Annotated in this window: 18 protein-coding genes; 15 read left to right on the forward strand and 3 right to left on the reverse strand. The window is 73.2% G+C overall.

The genetic code is table 11. The annotated features are described in order from the left end of the window. Nucleotides 1-415 precede the first annotated feature (415 nt). A complete protein-coding gene (locus UO65_RS07380; RefSeq protein WP_035279984.1) occupies nt 416-1,315 on the forward strand; it encodes a patatin-like phospholipase family protein in 900 nt (299 codons plus the stop codon). Here the strand turns inward: UO65_RS07380 and UO65_RS07385 are convergent. Next, on the reverse strand, nt 1,305-1,817 hold the full coding sequence (locus UO65_RS07385; protein WP_052020866.1) for a GNAT family N-acetyltransferase: 513 nt from the start codon (nt 1,815-1,817) through the stop codon (nt 1,305-1,307). The two genes, UO65_RS07380 and UO65_RS07385, sit on opposite strands and share 11 nt — an antisense overlap. Nucleotides 1,818-2,024: 207 nt before the next feature. Between UO65_RS07385 and groES the strand changes: the two genes are divergently transcribed. Further along, entirely contained in the window at nt 2,025-2,318 is a 294-nt protein-coding gene (gene groES, locus UO65_RS07390; RefSeq protein WP_035279986.1) for a co-chaperone GroES, read from the forward strand. A 78-nt stretch (nt 2,319-2,396) separates the two neighbouring features. Further along, entirely contained in the window at nt 2,397-4,019 is a 1,623-nt protein-coding gene (groL, locus tag UO65_RS07395; protein WP_035279987.1) for a chaperonin GroEL, read from the forward strand. A gap of 69 nt (nt 4,020-4,088) precedes the next feature. Here groL and UO65_RS07400 read toward each other — a convergent pair whose 3' ends face one another. After that, nucleotides 4,089-4,391, reverse strand: coding sequence for a WhiB family transcriptional regulator (locus UO65_RS07400; protein ID WP_035279988.1), 303 nt, complete (start codon nt 4,389-4,391; stop codon nt 4,089-4,091). Nucleotides 4,392-4,616: 225 nt separating this feature from the next. Between UO65_RS07400 and UO65_RS07405 the strand changes: the two genes are divergently transcribed. From UO65_RS07405 to UO65_RS07425, 5 genes are all read left to right on the forward strand, one after another. After that, nucleotides 4,617-5,597: a MerR family transcriptional regulator gene (locus tag UO65_RS07405; RefSeq protein ID WP_052020867.1), complete on the forward strand. Its 981-nt coding sequence runs from the start codon at nt 4,617-4,619 to the stop codon at nt 5,595-5,597. Then, nucleotides 5,590-6,438 (forward strand): hypothetical protein, encoded by an 849-nt coding sequence (locus tag UO65_RS07410; protein WP_035279989.1) that lies wholly within the window; start codon nt 5,590-5,592, stop codon nt 6,436-6,438. The genes UO65_RS07405 and UO65_RS07410 overlap by 8 nt, the downstream gene beginning before the upstream one ends. Before the next feature lie 122 nt (nt 6,439-6,560). Next, on the forward strand, nt 6,561-7,157 hold the full coding sequence (locus UO65_RS07415; protein WP_018682728.1) for a response regulator transcription factor: 597 nt from the start codon (nt 6,561-6,563) through the stop codon (nt 7,155-7,157). A gap of 276 nt (nt 7,158-7,433) precedes the next feature. Then, entirely contained in the window at nt 7,434-8,006 is a 573-nt protein-coding gene (locus UO65_RS07420; protein ID WP_035279990.1) for a sigma-70 family RNA polymerase sigma factor, read from the forward strand. Between the two features lies 1 nt (nt 8,007). Next, nucleotides 8,008-9,033 (forward strand): anti-sigma-D factor RsdA, encoded by a 1,026-nt coding sequence (locus UO65_RS07425; RefSeq protein ID WP_052020868.1) that lies wholly within the window; start codon nt 8,008-8,010, stop codon nt 9,031-9,033. Between the two features lie 144 nt (nt 9,034-9,177). Here UO65_RS07425 and UO65_RS07430 read toward each other — a convergent pair whose 3' ends face one another. Continuing rightward, on the reverse strand, nt 9,178-9,600 hold the full coding sequence (locus UO65_RS07430; RefSeq protein ID WP_052020869.1) for a DUF5319 domain-containing protein: 423 nt from the start codon (nt 9,598-9,600) through the stop codon (nt 9,178-9,180). A 170-nt stretch (nt 9,601-9,770) separates the two neighbouring features. Between UO65_RS07430 and guaB the strand changes: the two genes are divergently transcribed. From guaB to UO65_RS07460, 7 genes are all read left to right on the forward strand, one after another. Next, complete coding sequence (guaB, locus tag UO65_RS07435) at nt 9,771-11,282, forward strand: IMP dehydrogenase (protein WP_035279991.1); 1,512 nt, start codon at nt 9,771-9,773, stop codon at nt 11,280-11,282. Nucleotides 11,283-11,311: 29 nt separating this feature from the next. Beyond that, nucleotides 11,312-12,451: a GuaB3 family IMP dehydrogenase-related protein gene (locus UO65_RS07440; protein ID WP_035279992.1), complete on the forward strand. Its 1,140-nt coding sequence runs from the start codon at nt 11,312-11,314 to the stop codon at nt 12,449-12,451. Next, entirely contained in the window at nt 12,448-12,573 is a 126-nt protein-coding gene (locus UO65_RS38570; protein ID WP_267880589.1) for a hypothetical protein, read from the forward strand. Before UO65_RS07440 ends, UO65_RS38570 begins: the two co-directional genes overlap by 4 nt. Beyond that, the gene (locus tag UO65_RS07445) at nt 12,570-13,070 is read left to right on the forward strand and encodes a GNAT family N-acetyltransferase (RefSeq protein WP_035279993.1); all 501 of its coding nucleotides are present in this window, start codon (nt 12,570-12,572) and stop codon (nt 13,068-13,070) included. The genes UO65_RS38570 and UO65_RS07445 overlap by 4 nt, the downstream gene beginning before the upstream one ends. Nucleotides 13,071-13,151: 81 nt before the next feature. After that, a complete protein-coding gene (locus tag UO65_RS07450) occupies nt 13,152-14,903 on the forward strand; it encodes a GMC family oxidoreductase (RefSeq protein WP_052020870.1) in 1,752 nt (583 codons plus the stop codon). A gap of 8 nt (nt 14,904-14,911) precedes the next feature. Then, on the forward strand, nt 14,912-15,424 hold the full coding sequence (locus tag UO65_RS34410; protein ID WP_267880590.1) for a plasmid pRiA4b ORF-3 family protein: 513 nt from the start codon (nt 14,912-14,914) through the stop codon (nt 15,422-15,424). A gap of 124 nt (nt 15,425-15,548) precedes the next feature. Next, nucleotides 15,549-17,078: an FAD-dependent monooxygenase gene (locus UO65_RS07460; RefSeq protein ID WP_035279994.1), complete on the forward strand. Its 1,530-nt coding sequence runs from the start codon at nt 15,549-15,551 to the stop codon at nt 17,076-17,078. Nucleotides 17,079-17,141 lie beyond the last annotated feature (63 nt).

Raw genomic sequence — 17,141 nt, forward strand, 5'->3', positions numbered from 1 at the left:
CCCGGCCAAACACATCCACCCACCCGGGCAGTTGGCTCGCCGGGCCGGCGGTTTCGGGGTGGTCGGCTGGGCAGACACATCCACCCACCCGGGCAGTCGGTCACCGGGCCGCCGGATTTCGGGTGGTCGGCTGGGCAAGCACATACACCCACCGGGCGTGTCCGTAGCCGGGCCGCCGGTTTCAGGGTGGTCGGTTGGGCAAGTGCCTCCGCCCGCCCGGGCCTCTGCTTGGCCGGGCTGGTGGTTGTCGGGGTGGTCGGTTGGGCAAGCGCTCCACTCACCCGGCGTTTTCACAGCCGGGCCGGCGGTTGTCGGGGTGGTCGGTTGGGCAAGTGCCTCCGCCCGCCCGGGCGTTCGCTCGCCGGGCCGGCGGTTCGTGGGGGCTGGCTTGAGGGCAGGCCCTAGGTTTGTGCCCGTGCACCCGGTGATCTCGCTCCTGCAGTCCCGCCGCGCTGCGGGCGCCCGTACTGACGGCCACCGCCTGGCCCTGGCCGTCGAGGGTGGCGGCAGCCGTGGCGCCTTCTCCGGCGGCATGGTCGTCGCCCTGGCGGAGTTGGGTTACGCGGCGTGCTTCGACGCGGTGTTCGGATCGTCGGCGGGTGCGCTCAACGGTGCGTGGTTCCTCGCCGGGCAGGCCCGGCCTGACGTCATGGCCTGGGACGACCCGGCGGTCATCCGCCGCGTCACCAACCCCTGGCGGGCGCTGCGCCTGGGGCCCGTGGTCGACACCACCCACCTGGTCCAGGTCGTCTACGAGACCATCCCGATGGACTTCGCCGCGATCTTGGCCAACCCCACCACGTTCCACCCGCTGGCCACCGACACCGCCACCGGGGCGGCGACCGACCTGCACCCGCTGGTCACCGATCAGCGCACCCTGCAACTGGCCCTGCGCGCCAGCACCGGCCTGCCCCTGCTCTCCGGCCCCCCGGTCCGCCTGGGCGGGCGGACCTTCATCGACGCCGGGCTGGCCGAGGCGATCCCGTTCCGCACCCCGCTGGCGCGGGGCTTCACCGACGTCCTGGTCCTGCGCACCCGCCAGACCGGCTGGACCGCAGGCCCGCCGTCGCGCCTGGAGGGCCGCGTCGTCTCCCGCTACCTCGACCGCGTCGCCCCCGGCGCCCTCTCGTCCTGGGAGGGCCGGGCGGCCCGCCAGGAAGCCGACGACCGCGACCTCGCCACCGACCCCGCCGTCCTGGAGGTCCGCCCCGCCGCCGGGGCGCCGGAGGTCGGCAGGCTCACCCGCGACACGGCCCTGCTGACCAGGGCCGTCGCGGCGGGTCGGGAGGCCGTGCTGCGGGTCCTCAGCCCCTGACCATGCACACCCGGGTGGCCGGGTCCAGCCCCGCCTCGGCCTCCCGCCGCACGACCTCGCGCAACCCCCCGGTCGGCTCGACGACCCGGAAGCCGATCCGCCGGTAGTAGGGCGCGTTCCACGGCACGTCGGCGAACGTGGTCAGCGTGACCCCGCCCCCGTCGTCCACGTGGTCGATCAGCGCCGCCCCCAGCCCCAGCCCCCGGAACGCCGGGTCCACGCTCACCTGCGCGACGTGCACCCGCCCGTCGACCCGCTCGGCCACCAGGTAGGCCGCCACCACGCCGTCCACTTCGGACACCCAGGCCGCGCCCGCGTCGACGAACGCCAGCAGGTCCGCATCGGACGGCGGCGCGTCGTCGGCGATGTGGGGCATGCCGACGTCGCGGAACGCGGCCCCCGCCGCCACCTCGATCTCCCGCAGCCGGTCGAAGTCGCCCACCCCGGCCCGGCGGATCACCCCCGCCCGGGCACCCGTGGAGCCGTCATCCCTGGAAGTCATGTCGTGTCACTCCCCGCTTTCTCATCCCATCTCGGCGGACCCCGTTGCAGCGTTAGCAGTCGCGTGGGTAGAGTGCTAGACGCACGGCGCCAGTACCGCCCCGGCACCCGCGACGGCGGGGTGGCAGGAGCCGTTGGTGGAGCCTCGTGAGGGGTTCCGCCGCCATCAACCTGCCAACGCTTTCGACGACCCGTGGAGGTCACAGCGGTGAGCGTGAACATCAAGCCGCTCGAGGACAAGATCGTCGTCCAGGCGAGCGAGGCCGAGGCTACGACTGCCTCCGGTCTGGTCATCCCGGACACTGCCAAGGAGAAGCCCCAGGAGGGCAAGGTCGTGGCGGTGGGCCCGGGCCGGATCGACGACAAGGGCAACCGCGTCCCGGTGGACGTGGCCGTGGGTGACGTCGTCATCTACTCCAAGTACGGCGGCACCGAGGTCAAGTACAACGGCGAGGAGTACCTCATCCTCTCCGCCCGCGACGTGCTGGCTGTCATCAACTAAGACGTACCCACACGCTGAACGCCCCGGCGGCCCCGTTCGGGGGCCCGACCGGGGCGTTTCGCGTACAGGAGAGGGACAATGCCCAAGCAGATCAGTTTCGACGAGGACGCTCGTCGGGCCCTCGAGCGCGGTGTGAACAAGCTCGCCGACGCGGTCAAGGTCACCCTCGGCCCGCGCGGGCGCCACGTCGTGCTCGCCAAGAAGTTCGGTGGCCCGATGGTCACCAACGACGGTGTCACGATCGCCCGCGAGATCGAGCTCGAGGACTCCTTCGAGAACCTCGGCGCCCAGCTCGCCAAGAACGTCGCCACCAAGACCAACGACGTCGCCGGTGACGGCACCACCACCGCGACCGTGCTGGCCCAGGCGCTGGTGCGCATCGGCCTGCGCAACGTGGCGGCCGGGGCGAACCCGACCGCCATCGGCAAGGGCATCCAGGCCGCGTCCGACGCGGTCGTGGAGGCCCTCAAGGCCAAGGCGACCCCGGTCAAGGGCCGCGACAACGTCGCCCAGGTCGGCACCGTCGCCTCCCGGGACGCCTCCATCGGCGCCCTGCTCGGCGAGGCCATCGAGAAGGTCGGCGAGAACGGTGTGATCACCGTGGAGGAGTCCTCCACGCTGGCCACCGAGCTGGTCGTCACCGAGGGCATCCAGTTCGACAAGGGCTACGTCTCCGCCCACTTCGCCACCGACCTGGAGGCGCAGGAGGCCGTGCTGGAGGACGCCTACGTCCTGCTGCACCGGGAGAAGATCTCCGCCCTGGCCGACCTGCTGCCGGTGCTGGAGAAGGTCGCCGAGAGCGGCCGGTCGCTGCTGATCATCGCCGAGGACGTCGACGGCGAGGCGCTGTCGACCCTGGTGGTCAACGCGCTGCGCAAGACCATCAAGGCCGTCGCGGTGAAGGCGCCGTTCTTCGGCGACCGCCGCAAGGCGTTCCTCGACGACCTGGCGATCGTCACCGGCGGCCAGGTCATCTCCGCCGAGATCGGCCTGAAGCTGTCCGAGGCCACCCTCGACTCGCTGGGCACCGTCCGGCGCGCCGTGGTCACCAAGGACGACACCACCCTGGTCGACGGCGCGGGCGCCAAGGCCGACATCGACGGCCGGGTGGAGCAGATCCGCAAGGAGATCGAGGCCACCGACTCCGACTGGGACCGCGAGAAGCTGCAGGAGCGGCTGGCGAAGCTGTCCGGCGGCATCGCCGTGGTCAAGGTCGGCGCGGCCACCGAGACCGAGCTGGCCGAGCGCAAGCACCGCATCGAGGACGCCGTCGCGGCGACCAAGGCCGCGGTCGAGGAGGGCATCGTCCCCGGCGGCGGTTCCGCGCTGGTGCAGGTGTCCAAGGAGCTCGACGGCGACCTCGGCCTCACCGGTGACGAGGCCACCGGCGTGCGCATCGTCCGCGAGGCGCTGTCCGCGCCGCTGTTCTGGATCGCCGCGAACGGTGGCCAGGAGGGCGCGGTCGTGGTCAACAAGGTGCGCGAGCTGCCCTGGGGCCAGGGCTTCAACGCCGCCAAGCTGACCTACGGCGACCTGCTCGCCGACGGCGTGGTGGACCCGGTGAAGGTCACCCGCTCCGCGGTGGCCAACGCCGCCTCGATCGCCCGCATGGTGCTCACCACCGAGAGCGCGGTCGTGGAGAAGAAGGAAGACGAGCCCGCCGACGCGGGTCACGGGCACGGCCACGGCCACGGGCACTGACCCGGGCCGCACGGACGAAGGGCCCGACCGGCGTGCTGCCGGTCGGGCCCTTTCGCGTTCCCGGGGACCTCAGTGCGAGGCCACCGCGAGCGAGCGCTTGTCGGTCTTGATGATCGCCTCGCGCTCGGATTCCGAGAGCCCGCCCCAGATCCCGTAGGGCTCGTGCACCGCCAGTGCGTGGGACCGGCACAGCGACAGCACCGGGCAGGCCTGGCAGATCGCCTTCGCCTTCGCCTCCCGCCGGGCCCGCGCCGGTCCGCGTTCGCCGTCCGGGTGGAAGAAGAACGCGCTGTCCATGCCCCGGCAGGACCCGTCGAGCTGCCAGTCCCACACATCGGCGTTCGGCCCGGGAAGCCTGCGAGTGTCCGCCATTGCCGCCGCCTCCATAGTCACAGGGAATCTGTGTCTGTCCACCGTCCCGAGTGGAGCGAATTACTCCATTCGGCGCAACGTGTTACACGCTAGAACCGCGCCAATGCTTGTTCAAGGGTGATCGACTCATCGGTTGCGCGGTTCAGCCGATCGGCATTCGCCGGTTGACGCAGCGTGTTCGTCCGTCCGGTTGCCGGTCGTCCGGAGTCACCCGACGATGGGGGAGTGCCGACCGAAACCGCGCCCGGGAGTCCCGGAGAGTCGGCGTCCGGGGCCGAGCCGACGCTCCCGGTCGCCGCGGTGGCGCGCAGGCTCGGCGTCGCCCCCGCCACGCTGCGCACCTGGGACCGCCGCTACGGCCTGGGCCCGAGCGGGCGCACCACCGGCAGGCACCGCCGCTACGCCCCCGCCGACCTGGCCCGGCTGGAGCTGATGCGCCGGGCGCTGCTCAACGGCGCCGCCCCGGCCGAGGCCGCCGAGTACGCGCTGCGCGTCTCCGCCGACCCGGCCGCGCTCGCCGACCTGGAGCTGCCCGACCCGGACGCCGTCGCGGCCAGGGTGCGCGGCGGGCCGCCCGGCGGTGGTCCCCGGGTGCGCGAGCTGGTCCGCGCGGTGCTGGCCATGGACGACGCCGCGGTGACCGCCGCGCTGGCCGCCGCCCTGGTCGACCGGGGCGTGCTGTGGGTGTGGGACGAGCTGGTGGGGCCGGTGCTGGCCGCGGTCGGGGTCGGCTGGACGCACCCGGCCGACGCGGGCACCGAGGTCGCCCACCTGCTGACCGAGTGCGTGCTGACCGAGGTGGTCCGGGCGACCCCGCCGGTGCGCGGGCCCGCGCGGGTGCTGCTGTGCGGGGCCCCGGGCGAGCGCTACGGCCTGCCGCTGTACGTGGTGCGCGCCGCGCTGGCCGAGCGCGGGGTCGCGGTGCGGCTGCTCGGCGCCGCGCTGCCCGCCCCGGCGCTGGCCGCCGCCGCCGGCCGGACCGGGCCCGCGGTCGTGGCGGTCTGGGCGCAGGCGGCCGCGCACGCCGACCCCGCCGTCCTGCGCGCGGTCCCGACCGCCCGGCCGCGGCCGCGGCTGCTCGCCTGCGGGCCGGGCTGGACCGCCGCCGGGTTGTCCACGAGGGTGGAACACCTCCCCGATGTGGGTGACACAGTCGGGCGCATCGTTTCAGTGTTGACCCCTGCCGCAGACTCCCCTCGTGAGTGACCCTGATCTGTGGGACGCGGCCTTCGGCCGCACACCCGGCGCAGACCCCTTCCGGCCCCCGCGAACCCCCGGGGACGCCTGGCTCGCCGGGGTCGCGCTCGGTGGCCGCGGCCACTACGCCGCGGCCGTGGCCCGGCTGGTGCCGCTGCTGACCGACCGCGACCCGGTGCTCGTCGCGCTCGCCGCCGCCGCCCTCGGCTCGCACCGCAGGCAGTTGGGCGGGCACGCCGCCGCCCGGGTGCTCGACGGCCGGGGGCTGGCCGCGCTGGCCCGCGCCCCGGCCGACCACCCCCGGCTGCCGGAGGCGCGCTCGGACGTCCTGCTCGGCCTGGCCGCCGACGCCGTCGGGCTCGGCCGCACGGCGCGGGCGCGGTCGCTCACCGCCGCCGAGGCCGACGGCCCGGACCCGGGCTGGCGCGGGCGCATCCGCCGGGGTTGGCTGGCCGCGGAGGTCGAACTGGGCGCCGGGCGGGCCGCGGCGGCGCTGGACCCGGCCAGGGCCGCGCACGCCGCGGCGGTCGACTCCGGCTCCACCCGGCACCGGGTCAAGTCGGCGATGGTGCTCGGCGCGGCCCTGGCCGCGGTCGGGGCGGGCGCGGAGGCGCTGCCGCTCGTCACCGGGGCGCTCACCGACGCCGGGGAGGCCGGGTTGCTGCCGCTGCGCTGGCCGTGCCTGCTGCTGCTCGCGGCGCTCGACCCGGCGGCGGCGGCCCGGCACGCTGAAGACGCGGAGCGCGTCCTGCACTGTGTGTTACGACACGCCGACCCGCCCGGCCGGGAACTCGCGGTCGCCTCGCCATGGCTTCCGACCTCGGATTTTGTCGTTGGTCCGAACAGGTGACCACGACCGATCGGCAATACGGTGAACTCGTTGACAGATTTACCACCGCATCGTGTCAAGGTTCGGCGCCAAGCGTCCGATAGGGGATATGGAACGTCACTCGGCTGCAGGAAGGAGTCCCCGTGACAACGGTCTTGATCTGCGACGACCGGCGCAGCGTGCGGGAGGGCTTGACCCGTGTCATGTCTGCTGTACCAGGGGTCAGTCGCATCGACTGTGTAGCGCACGGTGACGAGTTGCTCGCCCGCTTCTCCCGGCAGCCGGTGGATGTCGTGCTCGTCGGCACGCAGCGCGCGGTGCCCACCGGTGTGGAGGCCACCCGGCGACTCGTCTCGGCGAACCCCCAGGCCAACGTCATCGTCTTCGGCGCGCCCGACGACGCGGGCAGCATCGCCGCCGCGATCGCGGGCGGTGCCCGCGGCTACCTGCGCTGGGACGCCTCGCGCCCCGAGCTGGTCGCGGCGCTGGCGCACACCCTGGCCAGCACCTCCGTGCCCGCGCCCCGGCAGCCCTCGGACCCCGGGGTCCAGCTCACCGACCGCGAGCTGCAGGTGCTGCGCGGGATGAGCCAGGGCAAGAGCAACGGCCAGATCGGCCGCGAGCTGTACCTCTCCGAGGACACGGTGAAGACGCACGCGCGTCGGCTCTTCCGCAAGCTCGGCGTGCGCGACCGCGCGCAGGCCGTCGCGCACGGGTTCCGGCGCGGCCTGGTCTCCTAGGGACCGATCCGCTGTCGGCGGCGAGCCGTGTGTGCCCGGGTGGGGAGGGGCGCGCACGGCTCGCCGTGCGTCCACCGACCTGCCCGCGCGCGGGCGGGACCGGGCGGGTAGTGTGCGCTCTGTCACGCCGTCGTTCGACCCTCCGGGTGACCCCGGTCGACGAATGCCCACAAAGCGCTTCCGACCAGGACGGTACGGTGGACCACGGGTGCGGCCCGGCCGCACCCGCCTCTTCCGCCGTTGACCGAACCAGTAACACCAGGGCTGCATTCTGCGATGACCACATTGGGGGACGGACTGGACGCGTCGGTGAGCGCCGCCGTCGAGGGTGACCCTCGGGCCATCGAGCGGGTGCTCGCGTCCGTGCGTCCCCTGGTGGTGCGGTACTGCCGCGCCCGTGTCGGAAGGCAGGAACGCTCGTACGCCTCGGCGGACGACGTGGCCCAGGAGGTGTGTCTCGCGGTGTTGACGGCGCTGCCCGGCTACCGCGACCAAGGCCGCCCGTTCCTGGCGTTCGTCTACGGGATCGCCGCCCACAAGGTCGCCGACGCCCACCGGGCCTCCTCGCGTAACCGATCGGAGCCCGTCGCCGATGTTCCCGACGGGCCGGAAACCGAAGCCGGTCCGGAGCAGCGGGCGATGCAGGGGGAGCTCAGCAGGCGGATGAACGACCTCTTGCAGGTCCTGCCGGACAAGCAGCGCGAGATCGTGGTGCTGCGGGTGGTGGTGGGGCTGTCGGCTGAGGAGACGGCCGAGGCGGTCGGCTCGACACCCGGAGCGGTCCGGGTGGCCCAGCACCGTGCACTTGCCAGGTTGCGGAAGACTTTGTCCGCGGAGGAGGTGGTCTGAGATGCCCGACCAGGGTGATCGGAACGAGTTCGGGACGGCGGACGAGACCGCGTCCCGCGCGGAGCAGCCGAGGTCGAACGTGACCCCGGTGGTGTTCGGCGACCCCGACCGCCGCACCGAGCGCTTCGAGGGGCTGGAGATGGCCGACCCGGACGACTTCGCCGACGACGAGGGCGCGGTCGACATCTCCCTGGTGCACGCCGACGACGCCTTCCTCGACTCCCTCGGCGCCGCCCTGCGCGACGAGCGCACCACCCCCGCCCAGGACTTCCGCGACGACGAACTCGCCCTCCTGCTGACCTCCTGGCGCGACGAGGTCGACGCCGCCCCGATGGGCGAGCTCGTCGACACCCAGCTCGCCCAGGCCACGGTGCTGCAGGCCCGCACCCGCAAGCGCCACCGCAGGCCCCGCCTGCTGGTCCCGTTCGCGGCGGCGGCCGCGGTCCTCGCCATCGCCTTCACCGGCGCGGGCCTCGCCGCCCGCGACGCCCACCCCGGCGACACGCTGTGGAGCCTGACCAAGGTCCTCTACGCCGACCACGCCCGCTCGGTCGAGGCGGCGGCCTCGGTCCGCGCCGACCTGGAGATCGCCCAGGCCGCGCTGAACCAGGGCAACGTCGCCGAGGCCAAGGGCAAGCTCGAAGAGGCCAAGCAGGAACTCCCCTCGGTCAGCAACGAGGACGGCCGCACCGACCTCGCCGCCCAGCACGCCGACCTGCTCTCGCTGCTGCGCGGCAACCCGGCCGACCCGGCCACGCCCCCGCCGCTGCCCAACCCGTCCACCGCCGCCCCGGTGGTCACGACGCCCCCGGCCACCAGCCACCCGCCGAAGCCGACCACGGTGACGCAGCCGAGCAACCCCCCGTCGTCGACCACCCCGCCGCTCCCCTCCACCACCCCGGAGGACCCCCCGGTCAGCACCACGGTGCCCACCGCGACCGGCGAGGTCCCGCGCGAGGAACCGGAGGACACCCCCTCCGACACCGGCACCCAGGGCGAAGCGACCCCGAACGACGCGGAAGCCTAGGAACGCGAGCCAGACGTGTGAGAGGCCCCACCGGAAAATCCGGTGGGGCCTCTCACACGTTCACGGTGGGTGGGGCGGGCGGTTGGAGGCGCTGACCGGGGCACAACCACCCGGTCGAGCACCTCACACCGGGCGGGTGAACCCCTAGTGGGCGTTCTCGCTGGAGGTGACCCCGTCGGCGAACCCCCGGCAGTACTCCCAGCTCACGTAGCACTCCGGGTCCGGGTCGAACGCGGGCTCGTGCGGCCGCATCCGCCCGTCGTCGAGCAACTGGCGCAGGCTCGACGCCAGCAGCTCCCAGTCGTGGTAGTGCGGCTCGTCGCACTCCCCGCAGTCGACCACGATGCCGCGCAGCCCGCGCGGCTCCAGCAGCGCCTGGTAGACGGCCAGGTCGGCCAGGTCGCCGACCAGGTCCTCCCGCTCCTCGGCGGTCATCGGCCGGTCGTCGTGGTCGTGGTGTTCGTCCAGGGCGCGCGCCGGGTCCTCCGGGTCGCCGTGGAACGGGTCGGGTGGCAGCCCATCCCCGGGGAACGGGTTGGGCGGAACTGCGTCATGCGGCACGAGCACGCACGGTACCCGCCGACTGGCCCAGTGTCCCCCGGATACCATGGGGTGACCGTGCCGCGGGGTGTGTTCTCGCGGGTGCACGGCCCCGCGGGTGCACGGCGGGGTGCGCTCCCCGGCCGCCGCCTGCACCACCTGTTCCGCCAGCCATGCAGGAAGGTCCGCGACCCACCATGACCAGCGAACTCAACGCTGACGGAGTCCCGCCCAAGTTCGCCACCCTCGGCCTGACCTTCGACGACGTGCTGCTGCAGCCCGCGCAGTCCGACGTGATCCCGAGCAGTGTCGACACCTCCACCCGGGTCTCCCGCAACGTCACCCTGCGGATTCCGATCCTGTCCGCCGCCATGGACACCGTCACCGAGGCGCGGATGGCGATCGCCATGGCCCGCCAGGGCGGCATCGGCATCCTGCAGCGCAACCTGTCCATCGAGGAGCAGGCCCGGCAGGCGGAGACGGTCAAGCGCTCGGAGGCGGGCATGGTGACCGACCCGGTCACCTGCTCGCCGGAGGACACCCTCGCCGAGGTCGACGCGATGTGCGCCAGGTACCGGATCTCCGGGCTGCCGGTGACCGACGCCCAGGGCATCCTGGTGGGCATCATCACCAACCGGGACATGCGCTTCGAGGTCGACCACAGCCGCAGGGTCTCCGAGGTGATGACCCAGGGCCCGCTGATCACCGCCCAGGTGGGCGTGTCCGCCGAGGCGGCGCTGGGGCTGCTGCGCAGGCACAAGGTGGAGAAGCTGCCGATCGTCGACGGCGACGGCAAGCTGCGCGGGCTGATCACGGTCAAGGACTTCGTCAAGACCGAGCAGTTCCCCAACGCCACCAAGGACCCGGACGGCAGGCTCGTCTGCGGCGCCGCCTGCGGTGTCGGCGACGACGGCTACAAGCGGGCCATGACGCTGTTCGAGGCGGGCGTGGACGTGCTGATGGTCGACACCGCGCACGGGCACTCCCGCGCGGTCCTCGACATCGTGTCCCGGTTGAAGAAGGAGCTGGGCGACGCGGTCGACGTCGTCGGCGGCAACGTGGCCACCCGCGCGGGCGCGCAGGCCATGGTGGACGCGGGCGCGGACGGCGTGAAGGTCGGCGTCGGCCCGGGTTCCATCTGCACCACCCGCGTGGTGGCCGGGGTCGGCGTGCCGCAGATCACCGCCATCCACGAGGCGTCGCTGGCCTGCGCCCCGGCGGGCATCCCGGTCATCGGCGACGGCGGCATCCAGTACTCCGGCGACATCGCCAAGGCCATCGCGGCCGGGGCGAGCGCGGTCATGCTGGGCAGCCTGCTGGCGGGCACCGCGGAGGCCCCCGGCGACCTGGTCCTGGTCAGCGGCAAGCAGTTCAAGACCTACCGCGGCATGGGTTCGCTGGGCGCCATGCAGTCGCGCGGCGAGGCCAAGTCCTACTCCAAGGACCGCTACTCCCAGGACGACGTGCTCTCTGACGACAAGCTGGTGCCCGAGGGCATCGAGGGCCGGGTGCCGTTCCGCGGCCCGCTGTCGTCGGTCATCTACCAGCTCGTCGGCGGCCTGCGCGCGGGCATGGGCTTCACCGGGTCGCGCACGATCGCCGACCTGCAGCAGGCCCAGCTCGTCCGCATCACGGCGGCCGGGCTCAAGGAGAGCCACCCGCACGACATCACCATGACCGTCGAGGCACCGAACTACACCACCCGCTGAACCCTCGGCGGCCCCGGAAAGGAACACCAGTGCGGGATCTAGTCGACATCGGCATGGGGCGCACCGCTCGGCGCGCCTTCGGCCTCGACGACGTGGAGATCGTGCCGTCGCGGCGCACCCGGTCGTCCTCGGACGTGGCGACCACCTGGCAGATCGATGCCTACCGGTTCGACATCCCGCTGATCACCCACCCCACCGACGCGGTGGTGTCCCCGGCGGGCGCGGTCGCCGTGGGGAAGCTGGGCGGCCTCGGGGTGCTCAACGCCGAGGGCCTGTGGGCCCGGCACGCCGACCCGGAGAAGGCGCTGGCCCGGCTGGTCGAGGCCGCCGACGCCGGTGAGGAGCCGGGCGCGCTGGTGCGCGTCCTGCAGGAGCTGCACGCCGCGCCGATCCAGCCGGACCTGGTCGCCGAGGCGATCCGGCAGGTGCGCGAGTCCGGGGTGACGGTCTCGGCGCGGGTCAGTCCGCAGAACGCCGCGCTGCTGGCCCCCGGGCTCATCGCCGCCGGGGTGGAGATCCTCGTCGTGCAGGGCACCATCGTCTCCGCCGAGCACGTGGCGCGCGGGGCGGACGAGCCGCTGAACCTCAAGAGCTTCATCGGCGGCCTGGACATCCCGGTCATCGCGGGCGGCGCGCACGACTACCGCACCGCGATGCACCTGATGCGCACCGGCGCGGCGGGCGTCATCGTCGGCTACGGCCACTGCGACGGCGTCACCTCCACCGACAGCTCGCTGGGCATCGGCGTCCCGATGGCCACCGCCATCGTCGACGCCGCCGCCGCCCGCCGCGACTACCTCGACGAGACCGGCGGGCGCTACGTGCATGTCATCGCCGACGGCGAGGTCAACACCAGCGGCGACATCGCCAAGTCCATCGCCTGCGGCGCCGACGCGGTGATGCTCGGCGCCCCGCTGGCCGCCGCCGACACGGCGCCGGGCAAGGGCCTGTACTGGACCTCGGCGGCGGCGCACCCGTCGCTGCCGCGCAGCCGGGTCCTGCCGGTCGCCGACGAGGTGGGCATCGACCTGAACACCCTGCTGTTCGGCCCGTCCGGCGAGGCCGAGGGCCTGGTCAACCTGTTCGGCGCCCTGCGCAGGGCGATGGCCAAGACCGGCTACTCCGACCTCAAGGAGTTCCAGCGGGTGGGCCTCACCGTCCGCTCGTGAAGGTCACCGACGTGGAGAACGCCCGCACCCGGCGCGCGCCGGGTGCGGCTCGGTCCACCGAGGGGGGCGGCGCGCGCCGCGACGCGGTGACGTCCGGCGCGCCGCGGTCGGACCGCGGGTGAGCCGCGTCGTGCTCGCCGAGGCGGACGGGATCGCCTTGGCCGAGGCGTTCCCGGAAGACCGGGCCGCGCTGGCCGCGGGCTCGGACGGCGCCTTCGACGTCGACCCCGACGACCGGCCGCAGGTGCCGCCGGTGGGCCTGGTGCGCGCCGCCGTGCTCGACGCCGCCACCGGTGGGCTGCTCGGGCAGGTCACCTGGCACCAGGTCGGCTGGGGGCGGACGCGGGCGTGCGCGGCGTGGAACATCGGGATCGCGCTGCTGTCCGCCGCCCGGGGGCGCCGGGCCGGGGTGGGGGCGCTGCGGCTGACCGCGCGGCACCTGTTCGCCACCACCGACCTCGACCGGGTGGAGGCGGCCACCGACGTCGACAACCTGGCGGCGCGACGGGCGCTGGAGGGGGCGGGCTTCCGCGCGGAGGGCACGGTCCGGGGCGCGCAGCTCCGCGGTGGGGTGCGCCGGGACGTGGCGCTCTACGGACTGTTGCGTTTCGACGGGTAACGGTATGGGTGTTACTGCAAGTCACACAAAAGTGGCCCCCGCCCCTAGCCTTCCGTGTGACCAAACGCCTAACCTCGGGGTATGGCTGCGCAACTCACCGGTAACAAGGCGGACTACGACGTCGTGGTGGTGGGGTCGGGGTTCGGCGGCAGTGTCGCCGCCCTCCGGCTGACCGAGAAGGGCTACCGGGTCGCCGTGGTCGAGGCGGGCCGCCGGTTCGCCGACGACGAGTTCGCCGAGACCTCCTGGGACCTGCGCCGCTACCTGTGGGCGCCCCAGTTCGGGTGCTACGGCATCCAGCGCATCCACATGCTCAAGGACGTCATGATCCTGGCGGGCGCCGGGGTCGGCGGCGGGTCGCTGGTCTACGCGAACACCCTCTACCGGCCGCTCAAGCCGTTCTACAACGACAAGCAGTGGGCGCACATCACCGACTGGGAGTCGGAGCTGGCGCCGCACTACGACCAGGCCTCCCGGATGCTCGGCGTGGTGACCAACCCGACGACCACCCCGGCCGACGAGGTCATGCAGAAGGTCGCCGCCGACATGGGCGTGTCCGACACCTTCCACCCGACCCCGGTCGGCGTGTACTTCGACAAGCCGGGCGAGAAGGTCGCCGACCCGTACTTCGGCGGCGCGGGCCCCGAGCGCACCGGCTGCACCGAGTGCGGCTCGTGCATGACCGGCTGCCGCGTCGGCGCGAAGAACACCCTGGTCAAGAACTACCTGTACCTGGCGGAGCAGGGCGGCGCCAAGGTCATCCCGCTGACCACCGTGACCGCGCTGCGCGAGCGCGCCGACGGCACCTACGAGGTGGACCTGCGCAAGACCGGCACCCGGTCGAAGGCGTTCCGCACCTCCATCACCGCCGACCGGGTCATCCTGGCGGCGGGCACCTGGGGCACCCAGAACCTGCTGCACAAGATGAAGGACTCCGGCACCCTGCCGAAGCTGTCGGCCAAGCTGGGCGAGCTGACCCGCACCAACTCCGAGGCGATCATCGGCTCCGGCCGCACCTCGGTCGACCCGGAGCGCAACTACAGCGAGGGCGTGGCCATCACCTCCTCGATCCACCCGAACGAGAACACCCACATCGAGCCGTGCCGCTACGGCAAGGGCAGCAACGCCATGGGCCTGTTGCAAACGCTGGCCTCCGACGGCGACTCGGCGACGCCCCGGTTCGTGCAGGTGCTCAAGGGCCTGATCACCAAGCCCAGCTCGGTCCGGCTGCTGATCGGCCGCCGCTGGTCGGAGCGGACGATGATCCTGCTGGTGATGCAGTCGCTGGACAACTCGATCACCACCTTCACCAAGAAGGGCCTGTTCGGCAGGCGCAAGTACACCTCCAAGCAGGGCCACGGCGAGCCCAACCCGACGTTCATCAAGGCCGGGTACGACGCCAACCAGCACACCGCCAGGCACATCGGCGGCGTCGCGGGCGGCACCTGGAACGAGATGATGAACATCCCGCTCACCGCCCACTTCCTCGGCGGCGCCACCATCGCCGAGACCCCCGAGGACGGCGTGATCGACCCGTACCACCGGGTGCACAACTACCCGGGCATCTCCGTGGTCGACGGCGCCGCGATCACCGCCAACCTGGGCGTGAACCCGTCGCTGACGATCACCGCCCAGGCCGAGCGCGCGTTCTCGTTCTGGCCCAACAAGGGCGAGGTCGACACCCGACCGGCGCAGGGCACCGGCTACCGGCGCATCGCCCCGGTCGCCCCGGCCCGCCCCGCCGTCCCCGCCGACGCCCCGGGCGCCCTGCGCCTGCCGATCGTCGACATCCGCACCAACGGCAAGTCCACGCTGAAGGCCACCCAGTCCTGATCCACCGCCTGAGCGTCAGCCTGCTCGACGCCGACCCACCCATCTGGCGCCTGCTGGAGGTCCGGTCGTCGACGACCCTCGCCGAGCTGAGCGCGGTCATCCAGACCGCGTTCGGCTGGTCGGGGGAGCACCAGCACGTCTTCACCACCCCGCACGGCCTCGTCGCCGACCCCGGGGCGGACCTCCCCGCCGCCGACGAGCGGACGGTCACCCTCGCCGAGGCCATGACCCACGGCCACCTCCAGTACCGCTACGACCTCGGCGACGCCTGGGACCACCTGGTGCGCCTGGAGAAGGTCACCCCCTCCGACCCGCGCCTGCGCTACCCCCGCTGCACCGACGGCGCCCGGGCGGCCCCACCGGAACACGTCGCGGGCGGCGTCCACGGCTACACGGCCCTGCTCTCCGTCCTCCCCCACCCAGACCACCCGGACCACCCCCACCTCACCGAGTACCTCGACGCCGACTTCGACCCCAACCACTTCTCCGCCACAGCGATCGACGCCGAACTCCGCGACTGAGTCCCCCGGCCCACCGCCGGTCGTCCGGCGGGAGCGGTGGGCGCGGGCGGCCCCCACCCCTGAGTTGTCCACAGGTTCGTCAGCGCTCTGTACTCGGTCGGGCACGCGTGGCAATGTCGGGTGGGTGAGCGATGAGCCTGTTCTGATCGTCGGCGCCGGGCCGGTGGGGTTGACCGGCGCGCTGCTGCTCGCCCGGCACGGGGTGCCGAGCGTGGTGCTGGAGGCGTTGCCGGGGCGGGTGCCTGCGGGCAGCCGGGCGATCTGCGTGCAGCGGGACGTGCTGGACGTGCTGGAGCGGGCCGGGGTCGGGCGCGCGGTGGTGGACGCGGGGATCACCTGGTACTCGGGGCGGATGTTCTTCCGGGAGCGGGAGGTGTTCGCGCAGACCTTCCCCGAGCCGCCGCCGGGGCAGTTCCCGCCGTTCGTCAACACACCGCAGAACGTGGTGGAGCGGTTGCTGGTGGAGCGGGTCGCCGGGGAACCGTTGGTGGACCTGCGGTACGGCAGTCGGGTCGTGGGGGTGTCGCAGGACGAATCGTCTGTCTCGGTTGAACTGTCCACAGGGGAGGTCGTGGTCGGTTCGCACTGCATCGCCGCTGACGGCAGTCGGTCGGGGGTGCGCAGGGCGCTGGGGTTGCCGTTCGAGGGGAACTCCTTCGACGACCGGTTCCTGATCACCGACATCCGGGCCAAGCTGGAGGAGTCGGTGCCCGAGCGCCGGTTCTACTTCGACCCGCCGTTCAACCCGGGGCGGCAGGTGCTGCTGCACCCGCAGCCGGATTCGGTGTGGCGCATCGACTGGCAGGTGCCGCGCGACTTCGACCTGGCCGCCGAGACGGCCGACGGGCGCCTGGACGAGCGCATCCGGGCCGTCATCGGCGAGGTGGGCCACGAGCTGATCTGGGCCTCCGCCTACCGGTTCCACCAGCGGCGCGTCCCCGCCATGGTCGTCGGGCGGGTCCTCCTCGCCGGGGACTGCGCCCACCTGATGAGCCCCTTCGGCGCCCGCGGCATGAACTCCGGGCTGGCCGACGTGGAGAACGCCGCCTGGAAGGTCGCCGCCACCCGCGCGGGCTGGGGCGGCCCCGGCCTCCTCGCCACCTACGACACCGAACGCGGCGCCGCCACCGACGAGAACCTCCGGGTCACCGCCACCACCATGCGCTTCCTCGTCCCCGCCGACGACGCCCAGCGCGCCCACCGCCAAGACGTCCTCACCCGCGCCACCACCGACCCCGCCGCCCGCGCCGAGATCGACTCCGGCAAGTTCTCCGAACCCTTCTGGTACCTCGACTCGCCCCTCACCACCCCGGCCGCCCCGGCGGACCTGGCGAGCTTCCCCCGCACCCCCAACACCGCCCGGCCACCGCTGCCCGGCGTCCTCTGCCCGGACGCCGCACTCCCCGCCGCCACCCGCCTGCGCGACACCTTCGGCCCCCGCTGCACCGTCCTCGCCGCCCCCGGTGCTGCTCCACCTGCCCTGCCGGACGTCACCGTGGTCCCGGTCTCGGCGGAGGTCGCGGCGACCCTCCGCCTTCCCGAGGCGGGGGTGGCCCTGGTCCGCCCGGACGGCTTCCTGGCGGCAGTGTTGTCCTCAGTGGACTTGGGGTCGACCCTCCCCGCTGCCGTCCGCCGAGCCACTGGATGGGCTTGAGGAAGCCGGTTTGTGTGGGTGGTGCCCGGCTGGGTGGATGTGTTTGGCCGGGGCCCCTATGGC

The organism is Actinokineospora spheciospongiae (assembly GCF_000564855.1).
Lineage (GTDB): Bacteria > Actinomycetota > Actinomycetes > Mycobacteriales > Pseudonocardiaceae > Actinokineospora > Actinokineospora spheciospongiae.

Coding starts and splice junctions, on each gene's coding strand:
- guaB (WP_035279991.1), top strand. CDS start 9,771: ATGACCAGCGAACTCAACGCTGACGGAGTCCCGCCCAAGTTCGCCACC.
- UO65_RS07425 (WP_052020868.1), top strand. CDS start 8,008: ATGCCCGACCAGGGTGATCGGAACGAGTTCGGGACGGCGGACGAGACC.
- UO65_RS07400 (WP_035279988.1), bottom strand. CDS start 4,391: ATGGCGGACACTCGCAGGCTTCCCGGGCCGAACGCCGATGTGTGGGAC.
- UO65_RS07420 (WP_035279990.1), top strand. CDS start 7,434: ATGACCACATTGGGGGACGGACTGGACGCGTCGGTGAGCGCCGCCGTC.
- UO65_RS07385 (WP_052020866.1), bottom strand. CDS start 1,817: ATGACTTCCAGGGATGACGGCTCCACGGGTGCCCGGGCGGGGGTGATC.
- groL (WP_035279987.1), top strand. CDS start 2,397: ATGCCCAAGCAGATCAGTTTCGACGAGGACGCTCGTCGGGCCCTCGAG.
- UO65_RS07450 (WP_052020870.1), top strand. CDS start 13,152: ATGGCTGCGCAACTCACCGGTAACAAGGCGGACTACGACGTCGTGGTG.